The organism is Polycyclovorans algicola TG408, from assembly GCF_000711245.1.
In the GTDB taxonomy this organism is placed as follows: domain Bacteria; phylum Pseudomonadota; class Gammaproteobacteria; order Nevskiales; family Nevskiaceae; genus Polycyclovorans; species Polycyclovorans algicola.
In genome coordinates, this window is record NZ_JOMH01000001.1 from 1633766 (window position 1) to 1653195 (window position 19430).

Genomic DNA, 19430 nt, shown 5'->3' on the forward strand with positions numbered 1-19430 from the left:
GAGACGTCAGGTGTGAGGCGTGATCCCTCACTCGGCGCTTGGGCCCCTTACCCCTCAATCTTTAAGCCTCACGAGTCCCCATGCACACCCTTTCCCTCAAGGCGATGTCGGACGGCTTGCACCGCAAGCAGTTCAGCGCGCGCGAGTTGACCCAGCACTTCCTGGCCCGCATCGCGCGGCTGGACCCCCAACTCAACAGCCTGATCACCGTCACCGCCGAGCAGGCGCTGGCCCAGGCCGATGCCGCCGACAGGCGCCTGGCACAGGGCAACGCCACGACGCTGACCGGCATTCCCCTCATTCAAAAGGATCTGTTCTGTACCGAAGGGGTGCGGACCAGTTGCGCCAGCCGCATGCTTGATCGTTTTGTCGCGCCTTACGACGCCACGGTGGTGAAAAAGCTGCACGCCGAGGCAGGCATGGTGATGCTCGGCAAGGCCAACATGGATGAGTTCGCGATGGGTTCGTCCAACGAGACCTCGTGGTACGGCCCGGTCAAGAACCCCTGGGACCTCGAGCGCGTACCGGGCGGTTCGTCGGGTGGCAGCGTCGCAGCCGTCGCGGCAGGGCTGGCACCGGTGGCGACCGCCACCGACACCGGCGGCTCGATCCGTCAGCCCGCCGCACTCACCAACCTGACCGGCATCAAGCCGACGTATGGCCGTGTCTCACGCTTCGGGATGATCGCCTTCGCCTCCAGCCTTGATCAGGGCGGCGTGGTGGCGCGCTCGGCCGAAGACGCGGCGCATGTGCTGCAGGCGATGAGCGGCTTCGACCCGCTGGACTCCACCAGTGCCGAGCGGCCGGTCGATGACCTGGTCAGCGGCTTGTCGCAGCCGGTCAAGGGACTGCGCATCGGCCTGCCGGAAGAGTTTTTCGGCGACGGCATGTCGCCCGGCGTGCGGATTGCGGTCGATGCCGCCATCAAGACCTTGGAAAGCCTTGGCGCGACCATGGTGCCGGTGACGCTGCCCAGCGCGCCGCTGTCGGTGCCCACCTATTACGTGGTCGCCCCGGCCGAGGCCAGCTCCAACCTGTCGCGCTACGACGGCGTGCGCTTCGGTCATCGTGCCGAAAGCGTGAAGAATCTCGAAGAGTTATATAAAAAGTCACGCGGTGAGGGCTTCGGCGCCGAGGTGCAGCGGCGCATCATGATCGGCACCTACGTGCTCAGTCACGGCTATTACGACGCCTACTATCTGCAGGCGCAGAAAGTGCGGCGCTTGATCTCGCAGGACTTCACCCAAGCCTTCGAGCAAGTCGACCTGATCCTCGCGCCCACCACCACCGATGTGGCGTTCCGCTTCGGCGAGAAAACCGACGACCCGGTGGCGATGTATCTCAATGACATCTACACCATCGCCGCCAACCTCGCGGGCATTCCGGCGATGAGCCTGCCGGCGGGCTTCTCCGACGGCCTGCCCGTCGGCATGCAGCTGATGGGCAACTATTTCAGTGAGGCGCGACTGTTGAGCGTGGCGCACCAGTATCAACAGGCCACCGCCTGGCACACGCAGATGCCGAAGGGGTTCAACTAATGGCACGTCAGGATTGGGAAGTGGTGATCGGGCTGGAAGTGCATTGCCAGCTCGCGACCAAGACCAAGATCTTCTCCGGCGCCAACACCGCTTATGGGGCGCCGCCCAACACGCAAGCCGATGCCGTCACCCTGGGCATGCCCGGCGTGTTGCCGGTGCTCAATGGTGCGGCGCTTGAAATGGCCATCAAGTTCGGCCTGTCGGTGGACGCACAGATCGCGCGCCGCTGCGTGTTCGCGCGCAAGCATTATTTTTACCCCGACCTGCCCAAGGGCTATCAGATCTCGCAGTACGAGCTGCCGATCGTTGAGCACGGCAAGTTGGATATTGAGGTGGATGGCGTCACCAAGCGCATCGGCATCACCCGCGCGCACATGGAAGAGGACGCCGGCAAATCGCTACACGAAAACTTTGTCGGTGAGACCGGCATCGACCTGAATCGTGCCGGCACGCCGCTGATCGAAATCGTCTCCGAGCCTGACATCCGCTCGGCCGACGAGGCCGTGGCCTACCTGAAGAAAATCCACCAGATCGTCGTCTATCTGGGGGTTTGCGACGGCAACATGCAGGAAGGCTCATTCCGCTGCGACGCCAACGTCTCGGTGCGCCGCAAAGGCGCCGAAAAGTTCGGCACGCGCACCGAAACCAAGAACATCAACTCATTCCGCTACGTGCACGCCGCCATCGAGTTCGAGATCGAGCGGCAGATCGAAGTGATTGAAGGCGGCGGCAAAATCATCCAGGAAACCCGGCTCTACAACCCCGGCACCGGTGAAACCCGCAGCATGCGCGTCAAGGAAGATGCCAACGACTATCGGTATTTCCCCGACCCCGACCTGTTGCCGGTAATCGTCACCGACGAAGAGATCGAGCGCATCCGCGCCACCCTGCCGGAACTGCCCGAGGCCAAGCGTGATCGCTTTGTCGCCCAGTACGGCCTGCCGGTGTACGACGCTACGGTGCTCACCGGCGAAGGGCCGCTGGCGGACTATTACGAGACCGTGGTCAAGGACTCGGGCGCCGACGCCAAGCTCTGCGCGAACTGGATCATCACCGACCTGCTGGGCGGGCTGAACAAGGCCGGGCAGGGCATCGCCGGCAGCACCATCACCGCGACCATGATGGCCGGCCTGATGAAACGCATCGCCGACAACACCCTGTCGGGCAAGATGGCCAAGGACGTCTTCGAGGCGATGTTTGAAGGCGAGGGCGACGCCGACACCATTATCGACAAGAAGGGCCTCAAGCAGATCACCGATGACGGCGCGATCTTGGCGGTCATCCGGCAGGTGATGGACGCCAACCCCGGCCAGCTTGCGCAGTACCGCGAAGGCAAGGACAAACTGTTCGGCTTCTTTGTCGGACAGGTGATGAAGGTCAGCCAGGGCAAGGCCAATCCGGATGCGGTCAACCGCCTGCTGAAGACGGCACTGGCGGGCGAATGAACCAGTTGCTGCCGTTTCTGATTCCAGGTCGTGGTGCGCGCGGTTACTGGGTGGAGATCACCGAGAACCTCGACGCCATGTTCGGCTGGCGCGACTACCCGCCCGACGTGGCCACCCAGCTCGGCGAGGCGCTGGCTGCCGCGCCGCTGCTGGCCGCCGACATGACCCAGCCGGGTCGCTTCAACCTGCAATTTCAGGGCGAAGGCCCGGTCAAGCTGTTGGTGACCCAGATCGACGAACAGTTGCGATTGCGCGGCATGGCCAAGCACGCACCCGACGCCGAAGGCGATTTCCAGGCGCTGATGCGGGGCGGCCTGCTGGCGGCGATGATCGAGCCCGAGGGCGAAGGCGAGCGCTATCAGGCCATGGTCGAAGTGGTCGGGTTGGCGCTCTCCGAAGCGCTGCAGATCTATTTCAGCCGCTCCGAACAGCTGCAGACCCTGATTCGTTTGTCGGCCCGCGACGGCAAGCTGGCCGGATTGCTGGTGCAGCGCCTGCCCGAGCGCGAGGGCGCGGTCGACGCCAACTGGGAACATGTCTACGCGCTGATGCGCACCGTAACGCCCGACGATCTGCAGCAATGGCACGGCGCTGAGCTGCTGAACCGCATTTTTGCCGAGGACGAGGTGCGGGTGTTCGAGCCGCGTCCGATCGAGCTGGTCTGTCGCTGCTCAACCCAGCAGATTGGCGCCATGTTGCTGGGCCTGGGCCGCGACGAGGTGGACTCCGTCATCGCCGAGCAGGGCGAGGTGGCCGTCAACTGCGAGTTTTGCGGACGCGGCTATCGTTACACCGGCGCCGATGTGGTCGAGCTGTTCGCCGCCGATGCCGCCGCCGACGTGCGCGCGACCCGGCATTGATGGAGTGCCCCGGCGCCGCATTGCCGGTCGATTGACGAGCTTGTTCACCTCGCGGGAGGCGCGGCACCATGATGCAGGTCGCACACTTTGTCGGTCCCAGCGGCATTGCTGGCGCCGGTTTGATGGCGGGCGCCGACATCGCGCCCGGCACGGTCATCTATCGCTACAACGCGCGCTTCGTGCTGATCCTGGACGACGCCGAGCTCGATGCCATGCCCACGGCCGTGCGCACGGAGTTCATCAAATACTGCTATCGCGGCAAAGGTGAACACCGGCTCAGCGATGCCTGGTACTACTGCGCCGACGACGCACGCTTCTTCAACCACACCGACGATCCCAACGCGATTTGGGACGAAGCGCTCGATGCTTACGTCGCTGTCCGGGCCATCAACGCCGGCGACGAGATCACCTGCGACTACCGCAGCTTCAGCGAACCGGGCGACTACGCCTTCATCCCCGTGCCGACCGGCGTGGCGGCGTGATCGTCGTGCCTTATGAAGTGGTGGCCTCGCGCATACCCGGCGCCGGCAAGGGTTTGCGGCTCACCGCCGCGGTGCCGCGCGGTGCGGTGATGATCGCCCCCGACAACCTGCACACCGTGTGGCCCGAGGCCAAGCTGCGCGAATATCCGGCCGACAGCCTCGAAGTGCAGGCCAGCGTGCGCTGGTTCGAGTCGTGGTTCTCGATCACACCGGAATGGACTGACGAGTGCTTCGTCAACCACAGCTTTCAGCCCAACGGGCTCTGGCATCTGGGCTTTATCTTTGCGCTTGATGACCTGCCGGCCGGTACCGAACTGACCGTCGACTACCGTTTGCTGCTGGGTGATGGCGAAGACCCCGGGTTCGCCTGCGCCGAAACCGGCCGGGCCATTCGGGGCTGGCCGTGGCGCGAGAGCCTGGCGCGCTCAACCTCCGGGCTGGCGGGCCTGTTCCGCCTCGACTGACGCGTCCTCGCCGGCGCGCTGCGCCTCCACCATGTCTTCGCTGGGCAGCCGTCTCCGTCGCCACTGGCGCTCGGCCCAGGCCAGGCGCCGTTCGGCTGTGAGCACGTCGGCGGTATCGGCCATGGCCGCATGAATCAGCGCCTGCGCGGTGTCGGTTTGCAGGCGTAGCGCGGCGAGGGCATCGCGCAGCGCGGCGTCGCTAAAAGGCTCTGCGCCCAGCGCGGTGGACACCTCGCGCCGCGCCTCGCGCATGGCGCGGAAGTTGCCGCGCAGGTCGTCGCGCCGTTCGCGCAGTTCATCGCGCAGCAGTGGCCGAACCTCGGGCGGTACGCTGCCGATCATCTGGCGCATCAGGCCGCGTTCCATGTGGCGTGAGTGCCCGGCCCTTTCGCCCGCCAGGCTGCCCAGCACCAACAGGTTGATCGTGATCGACACGGCGGCAATGACCGCCAGGGCAATGAAGTGTTTCGGGTAGCGGGTCATGGGCACACTCGCATAAAGGTCAATGAATCGTCACAGGCTGCCGTAGGCCAGCGCGGCCCAGTCGACGAGGCTGCCATCGAGGCTGATCAGGCCGGTGAATCCGGCCATGAAACCCAGCGCCATGACGCTGCCACTGGCCACCGCCGCGCCACCGCCCCACCACCAGTTGGGCGTCCAGCGTGGCGTGGGGGTCGCCGCTGCGGCCCGGCCGGGATGGGCGTAGTGCGCGGGGATGCGTTTGAGCCGCAACTTCAGCGCGTCGCTGGCCGGCTGCGGCATGGTGCGCTGCAACGCAAGCGTCAGCCGCTCAGCGTCGGCCAGCGCCGCGCGGGCCTGCGCGCTTTCTGCCAGCAGGCTGCGGGCGGCTTGGCTTTCGGCCTTGGGCCAGTCGTCGAGCCGGCTGCCCCACAGGTCAAGAGATTGCTGAAAGGTGTCGGGGGTCATCATCGGCGTTCGTCCTGTGGAACGGTCTGCGGTAAGGGTTGCGAAGCGGGATTTTGCAGCGTGGCGCGCAGTTGTCGTCGGGCCCGGACCAGCAGGGCCTCCAGCGCCTTGAGTGAGCAGTCCAGCGCCGCAGCGGCGTCGCGGTTGCTCAATCCTTCACGTACGACCAACAGCAGTGCGCTGCGTTGTTGTTCTGGCAGGGCGGCGATGGCCTGATCAACGGCGCGCTGTTCGTCTTCGGCCATGGCCTGCTGCTCGGGGCCGGCCAGGTCGCTGGCAAGGTCGGGCGGTTCGTCGTGCCAGTGGTGTTCACGGCTGCGGGTGCGCTGCCGGTAGCTGAGTGCGGCATTGCGGGTGATCTGGAACAACCAGGTGCTGAGCCGACCCCGGTCGGGCCGCCAGTCACCGGCTTTTTGCCAGAGCGTGACGAACACGTCCTGGGCAACATCTTCGGCCTCGCTGTGCGAGCCGAGCACTTGAAAGGCGAAGGCCATGATGCGGTCCGCGTGGCGGTCAACCAGCCCGGAGAACGCTTGCGCGTCACCCTGGGCGGTTGCCGCCATCAAGTCCTCATCATCCATTGTGCGGACGACGGTGGCCTGATGGCGGTGGCGCCATATCGATCAGCTTTCGTCGCCAGCGTCGCGCTTGGCGGCACGCTTCTCTGCGTACTTGGCCTTCATCTCGGCGCGGTGGGCCTTCATTTCGTCACGGCTGAGTTCGCTGTTGCCGTCGCTGTCCATCTTGTCGAACTGTGCGGCTGCCAGATTCACGGCCATGTCACGGCTGACCTGACCCTCGTCGTTGACGTCCATCTTGCTGAAGTAGTGCTTGCCCATGTGGGCCCAGCGCTTGGATTTTTCGCCCATGGCGGCATCCACTTCCGCTTCGGTGATGACGCCGTCGCCGTCGGCGTCGACCTTGTCGAAGCGGGCGCCGCTTTTCTCGACGAACGCGTCACGGCTGATGCTGGTGGGGCGATCGCCATCGCCGTATTTCTTGCCTTTGTGGCCGTCGCCGGCATGGACGCTGGCGGCCATGAGCAGACCGGCGGCAAGGGATGAGATCAGGGTGAGGGAGGGGGTTTTCAGGTTCATGATGATGGGGCTCCTTGGCGTGCAACATGCAGCGCCTTCCCCGGTGATACACGGCGTGCCCGGCAAACCCTGCGCGCGCTGGCGATTATTTTTTCGGGCCGATGGCGCGTAACTGATAAACGCCGCGGGAGTGGGCCACCACCACGCCCTGCGCATCGGTGAGGTCGCCTTCGAGCACGAATTCGGCTTTGCCGTGTGCCGCAAGGTCGGCGTCAATGCGGGCGATTTCCGGCTCATTGAGGCGAATGTCGACGCGCACGTCGCTGGTGGCGGGCTTGAGAAACCTCAGGTCCAGCGACTTGACGACGGGGAAGCACTGGGCCGGGTCAAAGCTCGACAGAAACAGCGCGCCGCCGGGAATCTCGGCACAGGTGAACAGCGCGCCAGCGTACATCGTACCAATGTGGTTGGCGTTGCCGGCAAACGGCATGCGGCAGACCACGCGGCCACGCTCCAGCACTTCGACCTTGAGGCCGCTGCGCTCGACGAAGGCAATGCCCGACTCCAAAAGGCGTATGGCCGGTTGTGCATCCATGGTTGCCGTGTCTCGCGTACTGGGGGCCTGAGTGTACCCTTGACCTTATGAACCTCTTAGACCTGATGTGCCTCGCGGTCGTTGTTGTTGTGGCCGCGAAATGTGTCGCCTGGGTGATTCAGTTTCGGACCGGCAATGGCGGCGTCGTCGACCCCATCTGGGCATGGTCGCTGGGCCTGCTGGCGGTGCTGTTCGGCGTGGCCGGTAGCGCACCACCCGAAGTGCGCATGTTGGTGGCACTGATGGGCGGGGTCTGGGGCATGCGGCTGGGCACTCACCTGTGGATGCGCATGGCCGGCAAACCGGAAGATTTTCGTTACGCCAAGTTGCGGCTCGATTGGGACCGTAACGCCAATCGCAACCTGTTTTTTTTCTACCAGTTCCAGAACCTGTTCACGCTGGTCCTCGCTGCGTCGGCTTTCGCGGCGGCCAGCTACCGGCCCGACAGCGTGCCGATGGGGCTGATGGTGGTGGCGGTGCTGATCTGGTTTGTCGCGGTGGTCGGCGAGGGTGTGGCCGATGCGCAGATGGACCGTTTTCGCAGTGATCCGGCCAACGGCGGCCAAGTTTGCCGAACCGGACTGTGGCGCTACTCGCGGCACCCCAACTACTTCTTCGAGTGCGTTCACTGGCTGGCCTACGTGCCACTGGCTTGGGGCGCGCCCTGGGGCTGGACGGCGCTGATTGCGCCACTGGTGATGGCATTTTTACTGACCCGACTGTCGGGCATGCCGCTGCTTGAAGCCGAAATGGCCAAGCGCAAGGCGGGATTTGCCGAGTACATGCGCACCACCTCGCCGCTGATTCCATGGTTCCCCAAGAAGTCCTGAGCAGAGTCGTTCGACGGCATCCCTTTTCCAGATCATCAACCGAGTCAAGAACCAAGCATGAATCCCATCCAGTGGGTCGAGCAGGGCCTGGTGCCCGATATCGTGGCCCGAGCGGGCATGCGCAAGCTGATACGCGCACGCCTGCAGTCGCCAGACAGCGTCGATCAGGAGCGTCGCAGTGAGAACTTCGCGCGTTTCCTGGGCGAGTTGCGCGCCAGCCCGATTGCCGTCAACACCGCCGATGCCAACGTCCAGCACTACGAGGTGCCGGCCGAGTTTTTCCACCGTCACCTGGGGCCGTGCCTGAAGTATTCGTGCTGCCTGTACCCGACCGGCGCCGAGACGCTCGCCGAGGCCGAGCAGCAGATGCTGGCGCTCTATGCCGAGCGCGCCGGTCTGGTCGACGGCATGCGCATCATGGACGTGGGCTGCGGCTGGGGCTCGCTGTCGTTGTGGCTGGCGGCGCGCTACCCGAACAGCGAGATCGTCGGCCTCAGCAACAGCCACGGCCAGCGTGAATTCATCATGGGCCAGGCCGCCGCGCGCGGGCTGAAAAACCTGCAGATCATCACCGGCAACATCGTCGATTTCGACTTCCCGGCCAACGGCATCGAGGCCGGCTTTGACCGCGTCATGTCGATCGAAATGTTCGAGCACATGAAGAATTACGGCCTGCTGCTGGGCAAGATCAGTCGCTGGATGCGCCCCGATGCCAAGCTGTTCGTGCACATTTTTGCCCACAAGCTGCTCGCCTATCACTATGAAGTGCAGGACGAGAACGACTGGATGACCCAGTATTTTTTTCTCGGCGGCACCATGCCCAGCGAGCACCTGTTCGCCCACTTTCAGGACGACCTGAAGATTGCCCGTCAGTGGTGGGTGTCGGGCAGCCACTACGAGAAAACCTCCAATCATTGGCTGGCGGGCATGGACGCGGCGCGTGAGCAGATCATGCCGGTCTTTGAAAAAGCCTATGGCGGCAAGGCCGAAGCCAAAATCTGGTTCAACCGCTGGCGCATGTTCTATATGGCCGTGGCCGAGTTTTTCGGGCTGGACGACGGCAATGAGTGGGGCGTGGGCCACTACCTGTTCGAGAAGCGGTGATCCTGCAGCCGCGCAGTGCAGCGCTGCTGGTCGTGCTGCTACTGGCGGCCTGCGCCAGCGGCGCGCGTTACCAGGGTCCGGTGAGCGATCACTTTGATGGCGAGCGGTTTCACAACGACGAGCCCTTTAACGTCGGCTGGCGCGAGCTTTGGCGTTATTACCGTGAGCGCGAGCCGGGCGAATGGACACGCGATCTGACGCCGCCGGACTTCGCAGATCCCCCCGCACGTGTCGCAGAAGGCGCGCTGCAGGTCACGGTGATCAACCACGCCACGGTGCTGATTCAGATCGACGGCATTAACCTGCTCACCGACCCGGTGTGGAGCGCCCGCGCCAGCCCGGTGCAGTGGCTGGGCCCCAAGCGTTTCGTCGCGCCGGGACTGCGTTTCGAACAATTGCCGCCCATCGACGCGGTGCTGATCTCGCACGACCATTACGACCATCTTGACCTGCCCACCCTGCAGCGCCTGCAGGCCGCACATCAACCGCAGTTCATCGTCGGGCTGGGCGAAGACGGCTGGCTGCGCGAGCAGGGCCTTGAGGACGTGACGGCGTTGGATTGGGGTGAGCCGGTCGCGTTGAACGAGCGCGTCACCGTGCACGGTCAGCGCTCGCAACACTGGACCGGCCGGGGCTTCGGCAAGGGTCAGCGCAACCGCAGCCTGTGGATGGCCTATGCCATCACCGCGCCGGGAGGGCCGGTCTACTTTGCCGGCGACACCGGCTACGGCGACCATTTTGCCGACAGCGGCGCAGCTTTCGGCCCGTTCCGGCTGGCCTTGCTGCCCATCGGCGCCTATAAGCCGCGCTGGCTGACCGAGTACCAGCACACCAGCCCGGAAGATGCGGTGCAGGCCCACCTCGACCTCGCGGCCGTACGCAGCATTGCGGTTCACTTTGGTACTTTTCAGTTGTCAGAAGAAGCGCAGATCGAACCTGTGGACGCGCTGGCGGTCGCACGTTCAGCCGCCGGGTTGCCGGAAAATGATTTCATTGCCCCCACGTTTGGTCAGCCCTACGCCATTGCGGCGTTGCCCGCTGCCCCTGAATTGGAGTGACGCAGCATGATTCGAACGCTCATCGGTTTTTCTCTCGCGAGTCTCAGCCTCATGGCCCACGCCGAAACCTTTCGCTTTTACGGATACGCTTTCGACCTTGAATCTGATCAGTACCTCTACACCGAGGTGCATGAGCAGGTGATCGAAGATGGCGTGTGGAAAAGCGGCACCATCCACTACGTCGGCCCCGACGGCAGTCCGATGGGCAAGAAAACCATGGATTTCGCCGACAACCCATCGGTGCCGGTCTATCGCCTGGACCTGCCGTACGCCGATTACGCCGAGGGCATCTCGTCGGTCGGTGACGAAGTGGCCATGTTCAAGATCAATGAAGGCAAGCGCAGCGAGAAGACCCTCAAGGCGGGTGACGACCTCGCGGCCGACTCCGGCTTTCACAGCCAGATTCGCGACAACTTCAAGGCGCTGATGGACGGCGAAACCGTCAAGATCCGTCTGGCAGTGGCGGGCAACCTCGACAGCTACCGGTTCAGAATCCGCAAGACCGGCGAAGCCGACTTTGACGGCAAGCCGGCCGTGCAATTCACCATCGAGCTTGATTCGCTGCTGCGGCTGCTGGTCGACGACCTGCAGGTGACCTACGAGCCGGAAGAGCGACGCTTGGTGGAGTACCGCGGTATCTCCAACGTGCACAGCCCAGACACGGGCAAGCCGTTCAATGCCCGCATCGTCTACCCCGATGAGGCCCCCGAAGGCGCACCAGACGACCTGCCGCCGCTCGACGCATCGTGAAGCGGCGTACGGATGTTGCTAGATTGCGGGTCATGAGACCCATCCGACACTTGTGCGCCGCCGCGCTCGTTTTCGTTGCTGGCGGTGCGCACGCCGACTACTGTCGTGAATTCTCGATGGAAGAGCTGGAGGCCATGAACCTCGAAGTGCTGCAGCGCGAGCGCGAGAAAATCACCGACCTGATGCTGGCCGGATTTCTTGACGAAGACGTGACCATTTCGGACGCCGAGCACGCCGGCTGCGAGGCGCAGGGGCGCACCCTCGACCTGCTCATCCTGGCGCACAAAGCCGAGGCCAAGGCCGCGGCCCAAAGCGGAACGCACGAGGATTAGTTGCTGCCGCGTCGATATACTCGCGCGCCCTGCGCTGACGACCGAGACGCTTCGTGCTATCCGCCCCCGAAACCACCGCCCGCCTGCTGGTGACCTGCCCGGACCGCCCCGGCATTGTCTCGGCCGTGACCGGCTTTCTGTTCGAACACAGCGCCAACATCACCGAACTGGATCAGCACGCCACCGATGCCAGCGGCGGCACCTTGTTTCTGCGGCTGGAATTTCAGACCCCCGGACTCGATGTCAGCCACGCCACCTTGACCCGGGCCTTCGGTGAGGTTGTGGGGCGTCGCTTCGACATGGACTGGCGCCTCAGTTTTGCCAACCGCCGTCCGCGCATGGCGATCTTCGTCTCCAAACACGACCACGCGCTGATGGAGTTGTTGTGGCGTTGGCAGCGCGGCGAACTGCGCGCCGACATTCCCATGGTCATCTCCAACCATGATGCGCTGCGCAGTGAAGTCGAGCGCTTTGGTGTGCGCTTTGAGCACGTTGCGTTCAGTCGCGGCAGTCAAGCCGAAGACGAGGCGAACATCCTGTCGCTGCTCGGCGACCGTGCCGATTTTTTGGTGCTGGCGCGCTTCATGCGCATTCTGTCGGGCGACTTCGTCAGTCATTACCCGCACCGCATCATCAACATCCACCACTCGTTTCTGCCCGCCTTTGCCGGCGCCGATCCCTACCAGCAGGCGTACGACAAGGGCGTGAAGTTGATCGGCGCGACGGCGCATTACGTGACCGCCGAGCTGGATCAGGGGCCGATCATCGACCAAGGCGTTGCGCCGGTGTCACACCGCGACGAAGTCGACGACCTGAAGCGTCTGGGTCGTGACCTTGAGCGCCAGGTGCTGGCCCGCGCGGTGCGCTGCCACCTCGAAGACCGCATTCTCATTCACGGCACCAAGACGGTTGTCTTTAACCCCTGAGCCGGCTTAGCGGCACCACACCGGTTTTTCGTAAGGCTGGTTCTTGAGCTGCTGCAGGCGTGCCTGAATGTCGGCACGCACCAGGGTCTTCGGGAAAGCCGCCACGAAAGCGTGCAGCGCGGCTTCGACCGGGGCCTGCTCCTGCGTGCAGGTGCAGGTGCCCTGCGCCATCACGTCTTCGATGTCGCTTAGCCACTGGCCCACGAATTTGCCGTACGCGCCGGGATGCGCCTGCGCAAAGGTCTGCCAGTGCGCGTATTGGTCGATGAGCACCTCGGGCGGGTCAAAACGCACGCACGGCGAGGCCCGGTTGGTGAGGTCCAGATACACCGGCAGCCCCTGGTCGTTATAAGCGTCCTTCAGGCCAGCGAAAAACGCCTGGTCAACCGGCCGGCCGTGCTGCAGCGCCAAGTCATGCATCACCGCCGTGTCGAGCTCGGCATAGACGTCCAGCCCGCGGTGCAGGCGCAAGCCTTCCAGCTGCGCCTGGATGGCCACGGCATCATCGTCGCTGACGCGCTCCAACCAGGCGTAACCGCTGTCGTCGATGCGCATCACCGCCGACTGCACGCTCTCGGCGGCATCGAACAGCGGTTGCATCGACTGCGGGGTTTCACTCACCTGCAGAAAATGCAGCAGGCCGCGATAGCGGTCGATCTCGGGCAGGCTCGGTGGCGCCGCCTGCGCGACCGTCGCCAGTGTCAAGACCAGCGTCAGAAGGGTGCGACGAATCATGCGGGGTCTCCCCAAAGAAGTCGGCCCACCTGCGGTGGACCGATTGTGGTGATGCCAGCCTATTCCCAGGCGAGCTTTTCACGGCTTTCGCAATGCCGGGTCAGCAGGTCCTTGTAGCGGCCCTCGACCTCGTTGCGCTTGACCTTCATGGTCGGCGTCATCAGCCCGTTGTCGATGCTCCAGACGTCGTTCACCACCAGCACCTTGGCGATCTGCTCATGCGCTTCGAGCTTGGCGTTGACCACCTCCATGTCGGCCACCAGCGCGGCACCGGCCTCGCTCTTGCTCATGGCGCGACCGGCGTCGTTGAGTGACACCAGCAGAATCGGCTGCTTGAGCTCGGTACCGACCAGGCAAAGCTGGTCGATCAGCGTGTTGCGCGCCATGGCGCCTTCAATGGGCGCCGGGGCCACGTACTTGCCCTTGAGCGTCTTGAAGATGTCCTTGACCCGGCCGGTGATGAACAGATACCCCTGCTCATCGACCTTGCCGCGGTCGCCGGTGCGCAGCCAGCCGTCGTCGGTGAAGGTTTCGCGGGTTTTTTCATCGTCCTTGTAGTAACCCGCCATCACACCCGGATGCTGGAACTGGATCTCACCGTCGCCCGAGATCCGCATGTTGGCGCCCGGCATCGCCCGGCCGACCGATCCGAGGCGGTTGGCGCCCGGCAGGTTGGCGGTGGCATAGATATTGTTCTCGGTCATGCCGTAGCCCTGCAGCACTTCGATGTCGAGCTTCTTGAACCATTCCATCAATGGCATGGGCACCGGCGCGGCGCCGACAATCAGATAGCGCACGTTTTGCAGGCCGATGCCGGTCTTGATCTTCTTCTTGATCAGGCCGGAGATGATCGGCAGCTTGAGCAGGGTGTCGAGCTTCTTCTGCGGCAGCTTCTTGAGAATGCCGGCCTGGATGCGTCCCAGCACCAGCGGAACGCCGAAGAAGCGTGTCGGCGCGACCTCGGCCAATTGCACGGCAAGCTTTTCGATGTCTTCGAGAAAGTGCACCTCGGCGCCAAAGTAGAGGCTCGACATCTCTACCGCGCCGCGCTCGAAGGCATGCGCCAGCGGCAGATACGAGAAGAACCGTTCCTTGCCCTGCGCCGGCATCACCTTCTGCAGGCCCTCGGCGGCAAAGGTCATGTTGCGACCGTTGATCATCACGCCCTTGGGGTTGCCGGTCGTACCAGAGGTGTACACCAGGGTCACCAGCTCGTCGGGGGCCCGCTCGACCGGCTTTTCCAGCGGCGGGTACTCGGCCAGCAGGTTGTCCCATTGGTACTGACACTCGATCCCGAGCTTGGGATAGGGCATGCCGATCTTGATGATGCCCTTGGGCAGCGCCTCGTCGAAGTCTTTGGGGTCCGGCATCGGGCCGATGAACACTGCCTTGGCCTCACAGTGACCGAGGATGTAACTCACCGCGCTTTGCGCCTGCTTGGGATAAAGCCCGACGCTGATATGCCCGGCCATGGCGATGGCGATGTCGGCTAGAAACCAGTGCGCACAGTTGCGACCCGAAATGGCGATGGCGCTCTTCGGCGGCAGATTCAAGCCCTTCAGTGCGCCGGCCATGCGTCTGACTTGATCGGCGGCCTCGCCCCAGGTGATCGACGACCACTGACCGTCCCGCGGCTGGAACAACCACGGCGAAGTGGGTCGTTCGGCGGCCCATTTCAACAGCATGTCGATGGGTGTGGGTTCTTGGTTCATGCAGCGCTCCCCTTGGATAAGAATCGGGGGCCGGTCTCTGTCACTGCCGGCCATATGAACTTGAGTGTAGCCAATGCCCCGCAGTTGCCAATAATCAACGTTGCGTCGCTGACCGGTTCGTCCGGCCATTGTCATCATTGATCGAGCCCCGTACTTTGGAGGGGGAGCGGCACGCCTTTGAGCGTGTAAGCCTTCAGGTCGTACCCGTGGCACAGCTACTCCTCCCACTCGAATCGCGAGGATGTTCATGTCGACCCCCCACTCTTCAGATCAGCAGATCACGGTTTTGGGTGCCTGCCCGCACGACTGCCCCGACACCTGCTCAATGTTAGTGAACGTTCAGGATGGCCGCGTCACCAGCGTACGCGGCAACCCTGATCACCCGTTCACCCAAGGCCGGTTGTGCGCCAAGACCAACCACTACCAGGAGCGCGTTTACCATCCCGAGCGGGTGTTGCACCCGCTGCGCCGCAGCGGCCCCAAGGGGTCGGGGCAGTTCGAACGCATCAGCTGGGACGACGCACTCGACACCGTCGCATCCAAATGGAAGGCCATCATCGCCGAGCGCGGCCCCGAGGCCATCCTGCCTTACAGCTACCTCGGCACCCAGGGACTGGTCAACGGCCTGACAGTGGGCGATCCGTTCTTCAACAAACTCGGCGCGACGGTTTCGGAGCGCACCTTTTGCGACTCCGGCGCGTCCACCGCGTACATCATGACCGTGGGCCCGACGCCGGGCATGGACCCCGAGAGCCTGCAGCATTCTCGCTTCATCATCCTGTGGGCGTGCAACGTGCTGAGCACCAACGCCCACCTGTGGCCGTTCATCGACCGGGCACGAAAAAGCGGCGCCAAGGTGGTGGTGATCGACCCCGCGCGCACCCAGACCAGCGCGCTGGTCGACCAGCACATCCGCGTGCGTCCCGGTACCGACGGCGCGCTGGCGCTGGCGATGATGAACGTGATCATTGAAGAAGATCGGGTCGATCACGACTACATCGCGCAGTACACCCTGGGCTACGCCGAGCTGGCCGCGCACGTGGCGCAGTACACCCCCGAGTTCGCGGCGCGCGAAACTGGCGTTGACGCCGAGGTGATCCGCACGCTGGCCCGCGAGTACGCCGCCGCAAAGCCGTCAGCGATCCGCATCGGTGTGGCCATCGAACGTTCCGCCGGCGGCGGGCAATTGGTGCGCGCACTGACCTGCTTGCCGGCACTGGTGGGCGCGTGGCGCCAACCCGGCGGCGGCATCCTGCAATTGCCGCTGTGGGCGTTTCCGGTGAACTGGGAGCGGCTGCATCGCGCCGATCTGATCGCGCCCGGCACGCGGGTGCTCAACCAGTGGAAGCTCGGGCAAGCGCTGACGGGCGCCCTCGCGCTTCAGCCGCCGATCCAGGCGTTGTTCATCTACAACAGCAACCCGCTGGTGGTGGCGCCCGACCAGGTGCGCCTCACCCAAGGCCTGTCGCGCGACGACCTGTTCACGGTGGTCAGCGAGCACTTTGTGACCGACACCGCGCGCTACGCCGACCTGATTCTGCCGGCCACCACCCAGGTGGAGCAGGACGACCTGATGTTCTCATGGGGGCATCTTTACCTCACCCTCAACCGGCCGGCGATACCGCCGCAGGGCGAGGCGATCACCAATTCCGAGCTGTTCCGCCGCCTGGCGCAGCGCATGGGATTCGATGACCCGTATTTCCAGCGCAGCGACGCGCAGATCATGAACGAGGCGTTGGACTGGAATAGCCCGGTCATGCAGGGCGTCACCCCGGAGACGCTCGAGGCGCAGGGTTGGGCACGACTGAATTTCCCGGCGTCCGATGTCTACGCGCCCCACGCCGAGGGCAACTTTCCCACCCCATCGGGCAAGGTAGAGCTGCTGGCATCGATGGCGGCGGGCGGCAATTTCGTGCTGCCCACCTTTCGTCAGGGCTACACCGAGGCCCAGGATGGTGGGCCCGTGCCGGCCTTGCCCACCTATCGGCCGCCCAACGAGTCGGGTCACGTCGACGGCAACGGCAGGGGTGGCTACCCGCTGGCGATGATGTCGCCCAAGAGCCACTCGTTTTTGAACTCGACCTATCCCAACCACCGCCGTCAGGCCGCACGCGAGGGCGAGCAAAAGGTGGTGCTGCACCCCGCGGACGCCGAAGCGCGGGGCATAGCCCACAACGATGCGGTACGCGTGTTCAACGACCGCGGCGCGTTCGTCGCGGTGGCCCGCGTCGGCGAGGACACCATTCCGGGCGTGGTCATCGCACCCATGGGCCACTGGGTGGCCACCTCGCGGGCGCAGGCCACGCCGGCGGCGCTCAACCCCACGGCAATGGCCGACCTGGGGGGTGCGCCGACCTTTTCCGACAACCGCGTCGAGGTGAGCCGGGTCTGAGCGGCCCCCGACCCGTCGTCGCCTTCATCTTTTTGATTCATCTGACGAGGAACACGCCGTGACCCATGTCGTGACTGACAACTGCCAGCGGTGCCGCTTCACCGAATGCGTGGCCACCTGCCCGGTGGCGTGCTTTCGTGGCGATGACGAGATGCTCTACATTGACCCGGACACCTGCATCGATTGCGGTGCCTGCGTGCCAGCGTGTCCGGTACAGGCCATACAGGAGGCGTTTGATCTGCCGCCGGATCAGGAACACTGGATCGCCCGCAACGCGCAGCAGGCCGGTCGCTTGCCGGTCGTGCGCCAAACCGGCACGCCGTTGCCCACTGCCGAGGCGCGTCGGGCGGAACTGGGCTTTTAGAGCCTGTTCACAAGTGATGCGCCAATTGTGAGCAGACCCCAGTGCAGCGCTTCCAACCATTCATTCGCCCTGGCGGCGCGCTTGAGCACAGCGCTCCGTTGCTCGGTGTCGCAATCGTGCCCGCTATCGCTCCTTTTCGCGCCTCGATCGGCACCCAATCACACGCGCCATCTCGTAACGCTTTGTTAGAAGCGCTGCACCAGTGCCTGCGCGCTGGACATCCCAGGCGAAGACCTGCCCGGTAGCCACACCGCCACGGCGTTCGTCGGCGGGTACAACGGCCATTCCGCTTGTCGCGACCAGAACTTTGATCTGTCGCAGCCGGCAGTGGCGTGATCGTCCACCAGGCCGGGCGCGTTGGTGACGGCAACGGACTGTATGCCGCCGGATGGATCAAGCGCGGGCTGTCGGGCATCGTCGGCACCAACAGCGCATGTGCCGTCGAAACCTTGACCCAGCTGCTGGCCGACGCGCCGGCATTGGCTTCGCGGCCGGTCGATCCCGGTGGGCTGTTTAACCGCCTGCGCCAGCGCGGTCTGGCCCCAACCGATTACGCCGACTGGCTGGCGATCAAAGCCAAGGAGTCGCGCTGCGGGGCTGCGCAGACGAAGCCGCGCGAGAAGTTGGTGACCATCACCGATCTGCTTTCTACGGTGGTGCGGACTCGTGCGTCGCCTGACGACCAAGCAGCCCGCGAGTCGGCGTCACCTTGACGATCAGCGGTTGCTGACTTTCGGCCTTGTCAGCACCGCCGGGGGACAGCAGACTCCACGGCAAATTGAACGCTGGGTCACTTTCATGAAACGCCTCGCTGTCGGCCTGCTGGTGCTGGTTGTAGCCTACCTGTTGTTCTGGCCGGTACCGATTGATCCGCAGTCGTGGTCGCCGCCGGTGGCACCGGCCACCGATGAAGGGCCATTTGCCGTCAACCAGCGCCTGCAATCGGTCGAGGTGCTGGCGGCCGACGCCGGGGTGGGGCCAGAAGGGCTGGCCTTCGATGCCGATGGCGCGCTCTACACAGGCTTCGTCGATGGTCGCGTGGTCACGCTGGATGCGGCCAGTGGCCGGGTCACCGAACTGGCGAACACGGGGGGCCGACCGCTGGGCATGGTGATGACCGAGGCCGGACTGGTGGTGGCCGACGCCATCAATGGCCTGCTGCGCATCGATGCCGATGGCGAGGTGGCCACCCTCAGCACCGAGTCGGATGCGCGGCCGTTCCGCTTTGTCGACGATGTCGACGTTGCACCGGACGGGCGGATCTACTTCTCAGACGCCTCGCACCGCTTCGGCATGGACGAGCTGATGCACGACTTCTTCGAGCACGCCGGCACCGGCCGCCTGTTGCGCCATGACCCCGTCACCGGCACCACCGAAACGTTGGTTGACGGACTGTATTTCGCCAATGGCATCGCCGTGGGGCCAGACGGGGACTACGTGCTGGTGACCGAAACCGGGCGCTATCAGGTGACCCGCTACTGGCTTAAAGGGCCGCAGGCCGGCACCACCGACGTGTTCATCGACAACCTGCCTGGCTTTCCTGACAACATCAGCTATGACGATGAGGGTCGCTTCTGGCTGGCGCTCTATGCGCCGCGTGACCCGCTGCTGGACCGCATTCTGCCGCAGCCCTGGGTGCGCAAAATCCTCTTCCGCCTCCCGCAGTGGATGCACCCGGAACCCAAGCCCTATGCGGCCATCGTGGCGCTCGACACCGACGGACAGGTGGTTGCCAACGCGCAGGCCAGCGGCAGCGACATCTTTGGACCCATTACTAGCGTCAAGCGCCGGGGCGACACGCTGTATATGGGCAGCCTGTCGTACCCCGGTGTGGCGCGAGTGCCGCTGAGCGCGGTCATGTTGGCCGAATAAAGCTCAG

The 19430-nt window shown here is 64.4% G+C and carries 22 protein-coding genes; 15 read left to right on the top strand and 7 right to left on the bottom strand.

The genetic code is table 11. From position 1 onward, the window contains the following. Positions 1-80: 80 nt before the first annotated feature. The 5 genes from gatA to U741_RS0107900 all read left to right on the top strand — a co-directional run bounded on the left by gatA (position 81) and on the right by U741_RS0107900 (position 4789). Positions 81-1538: an Asp-tRNA(Asn)/Glu-tRNA(Gln) amidotransferase subunit GatA gene (gatA, locus tag U741_RS0107880; RefSeq protein ID WP_029889932.1), complete on the top strand. Its 1458-nt coding sequence runs from the start codon at positions 81-83 to the stop codon at positions 1536-1538. Continuing rightward, positions 1538-2983 (top strand): Asp-tRNA(Asn)/Glu-tRNA(Gln) amidotransferase subunit GatB, encoded by a 1446-nt coding sequence (gatB, locus tag U741_RS0107885; RefSeq protein ID WP_029889933.1) that lies wholly within the window; start codon positions 1538-1540, stop codon positions 2981-2983. The genes gatA and gatB overlap by 1 nt, the downstream gene beginning before the upstream one ends. After that, complete coding sequence (gene hslO / locus U741_RS0107890; protein ID WP_052378614.1) at positions 2980-3843, top strand: Hsp33 family molecular chaperone HslO; 864 nt, start codon at positions 2980-2982, stop codon at positions 3841-3843. Before gatB ends, hslO begins: the two co-directional genes overlap by 4 nt. Positions 3844-3911: 68 nt before the next feature. Then, entirely contained in the window at positions 3912-4325 is a 414-nt protein-coding gene (locus tag U741_RS0107895) for an SET domain-containing protein (RefSeq protein ID WP_052378615.1), read from the top strand. Further along, on the top strand, positions 4322-4789 hold the full coding sequence (locus tag U741_RS0107900) for an SET domain-containing protein-lysine N-methyltransferase (protein WP_029889936.1): 468 nt from the start codon (positions 4322-4324) through the stop codon (positions 4787-4789). Before U741_RS0107895 ends, U741_RS0107900 begins: the two co-directional genes overlap by 4 nt. On the opposite strand, the gene U741_RS0107905 is transcribed toward U741_RS0107900, so the two are convergent. The 5 genes from U741_RS0107905 to U741_RS0107925 all read right to left on the bottom strand — a co-directional run bounded on the left by U741_RS0107905 (position 4751) and on the right by U741_RS0107925 (position 7348). Then, the gene (locus tag U741_RS0107905; RefSeq protein WP_029889937.1) at positions 4751-5272 is read right to left on the bottom strand and encodes a periplasmic heavy metal sensor; all 522 of its coding nucleotides are present in this window, start codon (positions 5270-5272) and stop codon (positions 4751-4753) included. The genes U741_RS0107900 and U741_RS0107905 overlap by 39 nt on opposite strands. Before the next feature lie 30 nt (positions 5273-5302). After that, complete coding sequence (locus U741_RS0107910) at positions 5303-5719, bottom strand: hypothetical protein (RefSeq protein ID WP_029889938.1); 417 nt, start codon at positions 5717-5719, stop codon at positions 5303-5305. Continuing rightward, on the bottom strand, positions 5716-6279 hold the full coding sequence (locus tag U741_RS0107915; RefSeq protein WP_161776158.1) for a sigma-70 family RNA polymerase sigma factor: 564 nt from the start codon (positions 6277-6279) through the stop codon (positions 5716-5718). The genes U741_RS0107910 and U741_RS0107915 overlap by 4 nt, the downstream gene beginning before the upstream one ends. Positions 6280-6339: 60 nt before the next feature. Continuing rightward, positions 6340-6813 carry an EF-hand domain-containing protein gene (locus U741_RS0107920; RefSeq protein ID WP_029889940.1) on the bottom strand — a complete coding sequence of 158 codons (474 nt, stop codon included), beginning with the start codon at positions 6811-6813 and terminating at the stop codon, positions 6340-6342. An 85-nt stretch (positions 6814-6898) separates the two neighbouring features. Continuing rightward, positions 6899-7348: a PaaI family thioesterase gene (locus tag U741_RS0107925; protein WP_029889941.1), complete on the bottom strand. Its 450-nt coding sequence runs from the start codon at positions 7346-7348 to the stop codon at positions 6899-6901. Positions 7349-7461: 113 nt separating this feature from the next. Here U741_RS0107925 and U741_RS0107930 point away from each other — a divergent pair, with 113 nt between their 5' ends. The 6 genes from U741_RS0107930 to purU are packed head-to-tail and all read left to right on the top strand — an operon-like array spanning position 7462 to position 12348. After that, entirely contained in the window at positions 7462-8178 is a 717-nt protein-coding gene (locus tag U741_RS0107930) for a DUF1295 domain-containing protein (protein ID WP_235200142.1), read from the top strand. Between the two features lie 57 nt (positions 8179-8235). Beyond that, positions 8236-9282, top strand: coding sequence for an SAM-dependent methyltransferase (locus tag U741_RS0107935; protein WP_029889943.1), 1047 nt, complete (start codon positions 8236-8238; stop codon positions 9280-9282). Continuing rightward, on the top strand, positions 9279-10340 hold the full coding sequence (locus tag U741_RS0107940; protein WP_052378617.1) for an MBL fold metallo-hydrolase: 1062 nt from the start codon (positions 9279-9281) through the stop codon (positions 10338-10340). The genes U741_RS0107935 and U741_RS0107940 overlap by 4 nt, the downstream gene beginning before the upstream one ends. A gap of 6 nt (positions 10341-10346) precedes the next feature. Beyond that, positions 10347-11090 (top strand): hypothetical protein, encoded by a 744-nt coding sequence (locus U741_RS0107945; protein WP_152551540.1) that lies wholly within the window; start codon positions 10347-10349, stop codon positions 11088-11090. Between the two features lie 32 nt (positions 11091-11122). Continuing rightward, positions 11123-11422 (top strand): hypothetical protein, encoded by a 300-nt coding sequence (locus tag U741_RS0107950; RefSeq protein WP_152551541.1) that lies wholly within the window; start codon positions 11123-11125, stop codon positions 11420-11422. A 53-nt stretch (positions 11423-11475) separates the two neighbouring features. Continuing rightward, the gene (purU, locus tag U741_RS0107955) at positions 11476-12348 is read left to right on the top strand and encodes a formyltetrahydrofolate deformylase (RefSeq protein WP_029889947.1); all 873 of its coding nucleotides are present in this window, start codon (positions 11476-11478) and stop codon (positions 12346-12348) included. Positions 12349-12354: 6 nt separating this feature from the next. Here the strand turns inward: purU and U741_RS0107960 are convergent, their stop codons facing one another. Both U741_RS0107960 and U741_RS0107965 read right to left on the bottom strand, forming a co-directional pair. Continuing rightward, complete coding sequence (locus U741_RS0107960; protein WP_029889948.1) at positions 12355-13083, bottom strand: hypothetical protein; 729 nt, start codon at positions 13081-13083, stop codon at positions 12355-12357. A gap of 59 nt (positions 13084-13142) precedes the next feature. Then, positions 13143-14795, bottom strand: coding sequence for an AMP-binding protein (locus U741_RS0107965; RefSeq protein ID WP_029889949.1), 1653 nt, complete (start codon positions 14793-14795; stop codon positions 13143-13145). A gap of 247 nt (positions 14796-15042) precedes the next feature. On the opposite strand from U741_RS0107965, the gene U741_RS0107970 reads away from it, so the two are divergent. From U741_RS0107970 to U741_RS0107985, 4 genes are all read left to right on the top strand, one after another. Next, complete coding sequence (locus U741_RS0107970; RefSeq protein ID WP_029889950.1) at positions 15043-17187, top strand: molybdopterin-containing oxidoreductase family protein; 2145 nt, start codon at positions 15043-15045, stop codon at positions 17185-17187. A gap of 58 nt (positions 17188-17245) precedes the next feature. Next, positions 17246-17551 (top strand): ferredoxin family protein, encoded by a 306-nt coding sequence (locus tag U741_RS0107975; RefSeq protein ID WP_029889951.1) that lies wholly within the window; start codon positions 17246-17248, stop codon positions 17549-17551. A gap of 332 nt (positions 17552-17883) precedes the next feature. Then, positions 17884-18264, top strand: coding sequence for a hypothetical protein (locus tag U741_RS0107980; protein ID WP_029889952.1), 381 nt, complete (start codon positions 17884-17886; stop codon positions 18262-18264). An 85-nt stretch (positions 18265-18349) separates the two neighbouring features. Next, on the top strand, positions 18350-19423 hold the full coding sequence (locus tag U741_RS0107985) for an SMP-30/gluconolactonase/LRE family protein (RefSeq protein ID WP_029889953.1): 1074 nt from the start codon (positions 18350-18352) through the stop codon (positions 19421-19423). Positions 19424-19430: the final 7 nt, after the last annotated feature.

Excerpts from the sequence above, each read along its gene's own strand:
- U741_RS0107985 (WP_029889953.1), top strand. The coding sequence starts at position 18,350 with ATGAAACGCCTCGCTGTCGGCCTGCTGGTGCTGGTTGTAGCCTACCTG.
- U741_RS0107960 (WP_029889948.1), bottom strand. The coding sequence starts at position 13,083 with ATGATTCGTCGCACCCTTCTGACGCTGGTCTTGACACTGGCGACGGTC.
- U741_RS0107905 (WP_029889937.1), bottom strand. The coding sequence starts at position 5,272 with ATGACCCGCTACCCGAAACACTTCATTGCCCTGGCGGTCATTGCCGCC.
- U741_RS0107950 (WP_152551541.1), top strand. The coding sequence starts at position 11,123 with ATGAGACCCATCCGACACTTGTGCGCCGCCGCGCTCGTTTTCGTTGCT.
- U741_RS0107965 (WP_029889949.1), bottom strand. The coding sequence starts at position 14,795 with ATGAACCAAGAACCCACACCCATCGACATGCTGTTGAAATGGGCCGCC.
- gatA (WP_029889932.1), top strand. The coding sequence starts at position 81 with ATGCACACCCTTTCCCTCAAGGCGATGTCGGACGGCTTGCACCGCAAG.
- U741_RS0107920 (WP_029889940.1), bottom strand. The coding sequence starts at position 6,813 with ATGAACCTGAAAACCCCCTCCCTCACCCTGATCTCATCCCTTGCCGCC.
- U741_RS0107935 (WP_029889943.1), top strand. The coding sequence starts at position 8,236 with ATGAATCCCATCCAGTGGGTCGAGCAGGGCCTGGTGCCCGATATCGTG.
- U741_RS0107970 (WP_029889950.1), top strand. The coding sequence starts at position 15,043 with ATGTCGACCCCCCACTCTTCAGATCAGCAGATCACGGTTTTGGGTGCC.
- U741_RS0107925 (WP_029889941.1), bottom strand. The coding sequence starts at position 7,348 with ATGGATGCACAACCGGCCATACGCCTTTTGGAGTCGGGCATTGCCTTC.
- U741_RS0107915 (WP_161776158.1), bottom strand. The coding sequence starts at position 6,279 with ATGGCGGCAACCGCCCAGGGTGACGCGCAAGCGTTCTCCGGGCTGGTT.
- hslO (WP_052378614.1), top strand. The coding sequence starts at position 2,980 with ATGAACCAGTTGCTGCCGTTTCTGATTCCAGGTCGTGGTGCGCGCGGT.
- U741_RS0107945 (WP_152551540.1), top strand. The coding sequence starts at position 10,347 with ATGATTCGAACGCTCATCGGTTTTTCTCTCGCGAGTCTCAGCCTCATG.
- U741_RS0107910 (WP_029889938.1), bottom strand. The coding sequence starts at position 5,719 with ATGATGACCCCCGACACCTTTCAGCAATCTCTTGACCTGTGGGGCAGC.
- U741_RS0107895 (WP_052378615.1), top strand. The coding sequence starts at position 3,912 with ATGATGCAGGTCGCACACTTTGTCGGTCCCAGCGGCATTGCTGGCGCC.
- gatB (WP_029889933.1), top strand. The coding sequence starts at position 1,538 with ATGGCACGTCAGGATTGGGAAGTGGTGATCGGGCTGGAAGTGCATTGC.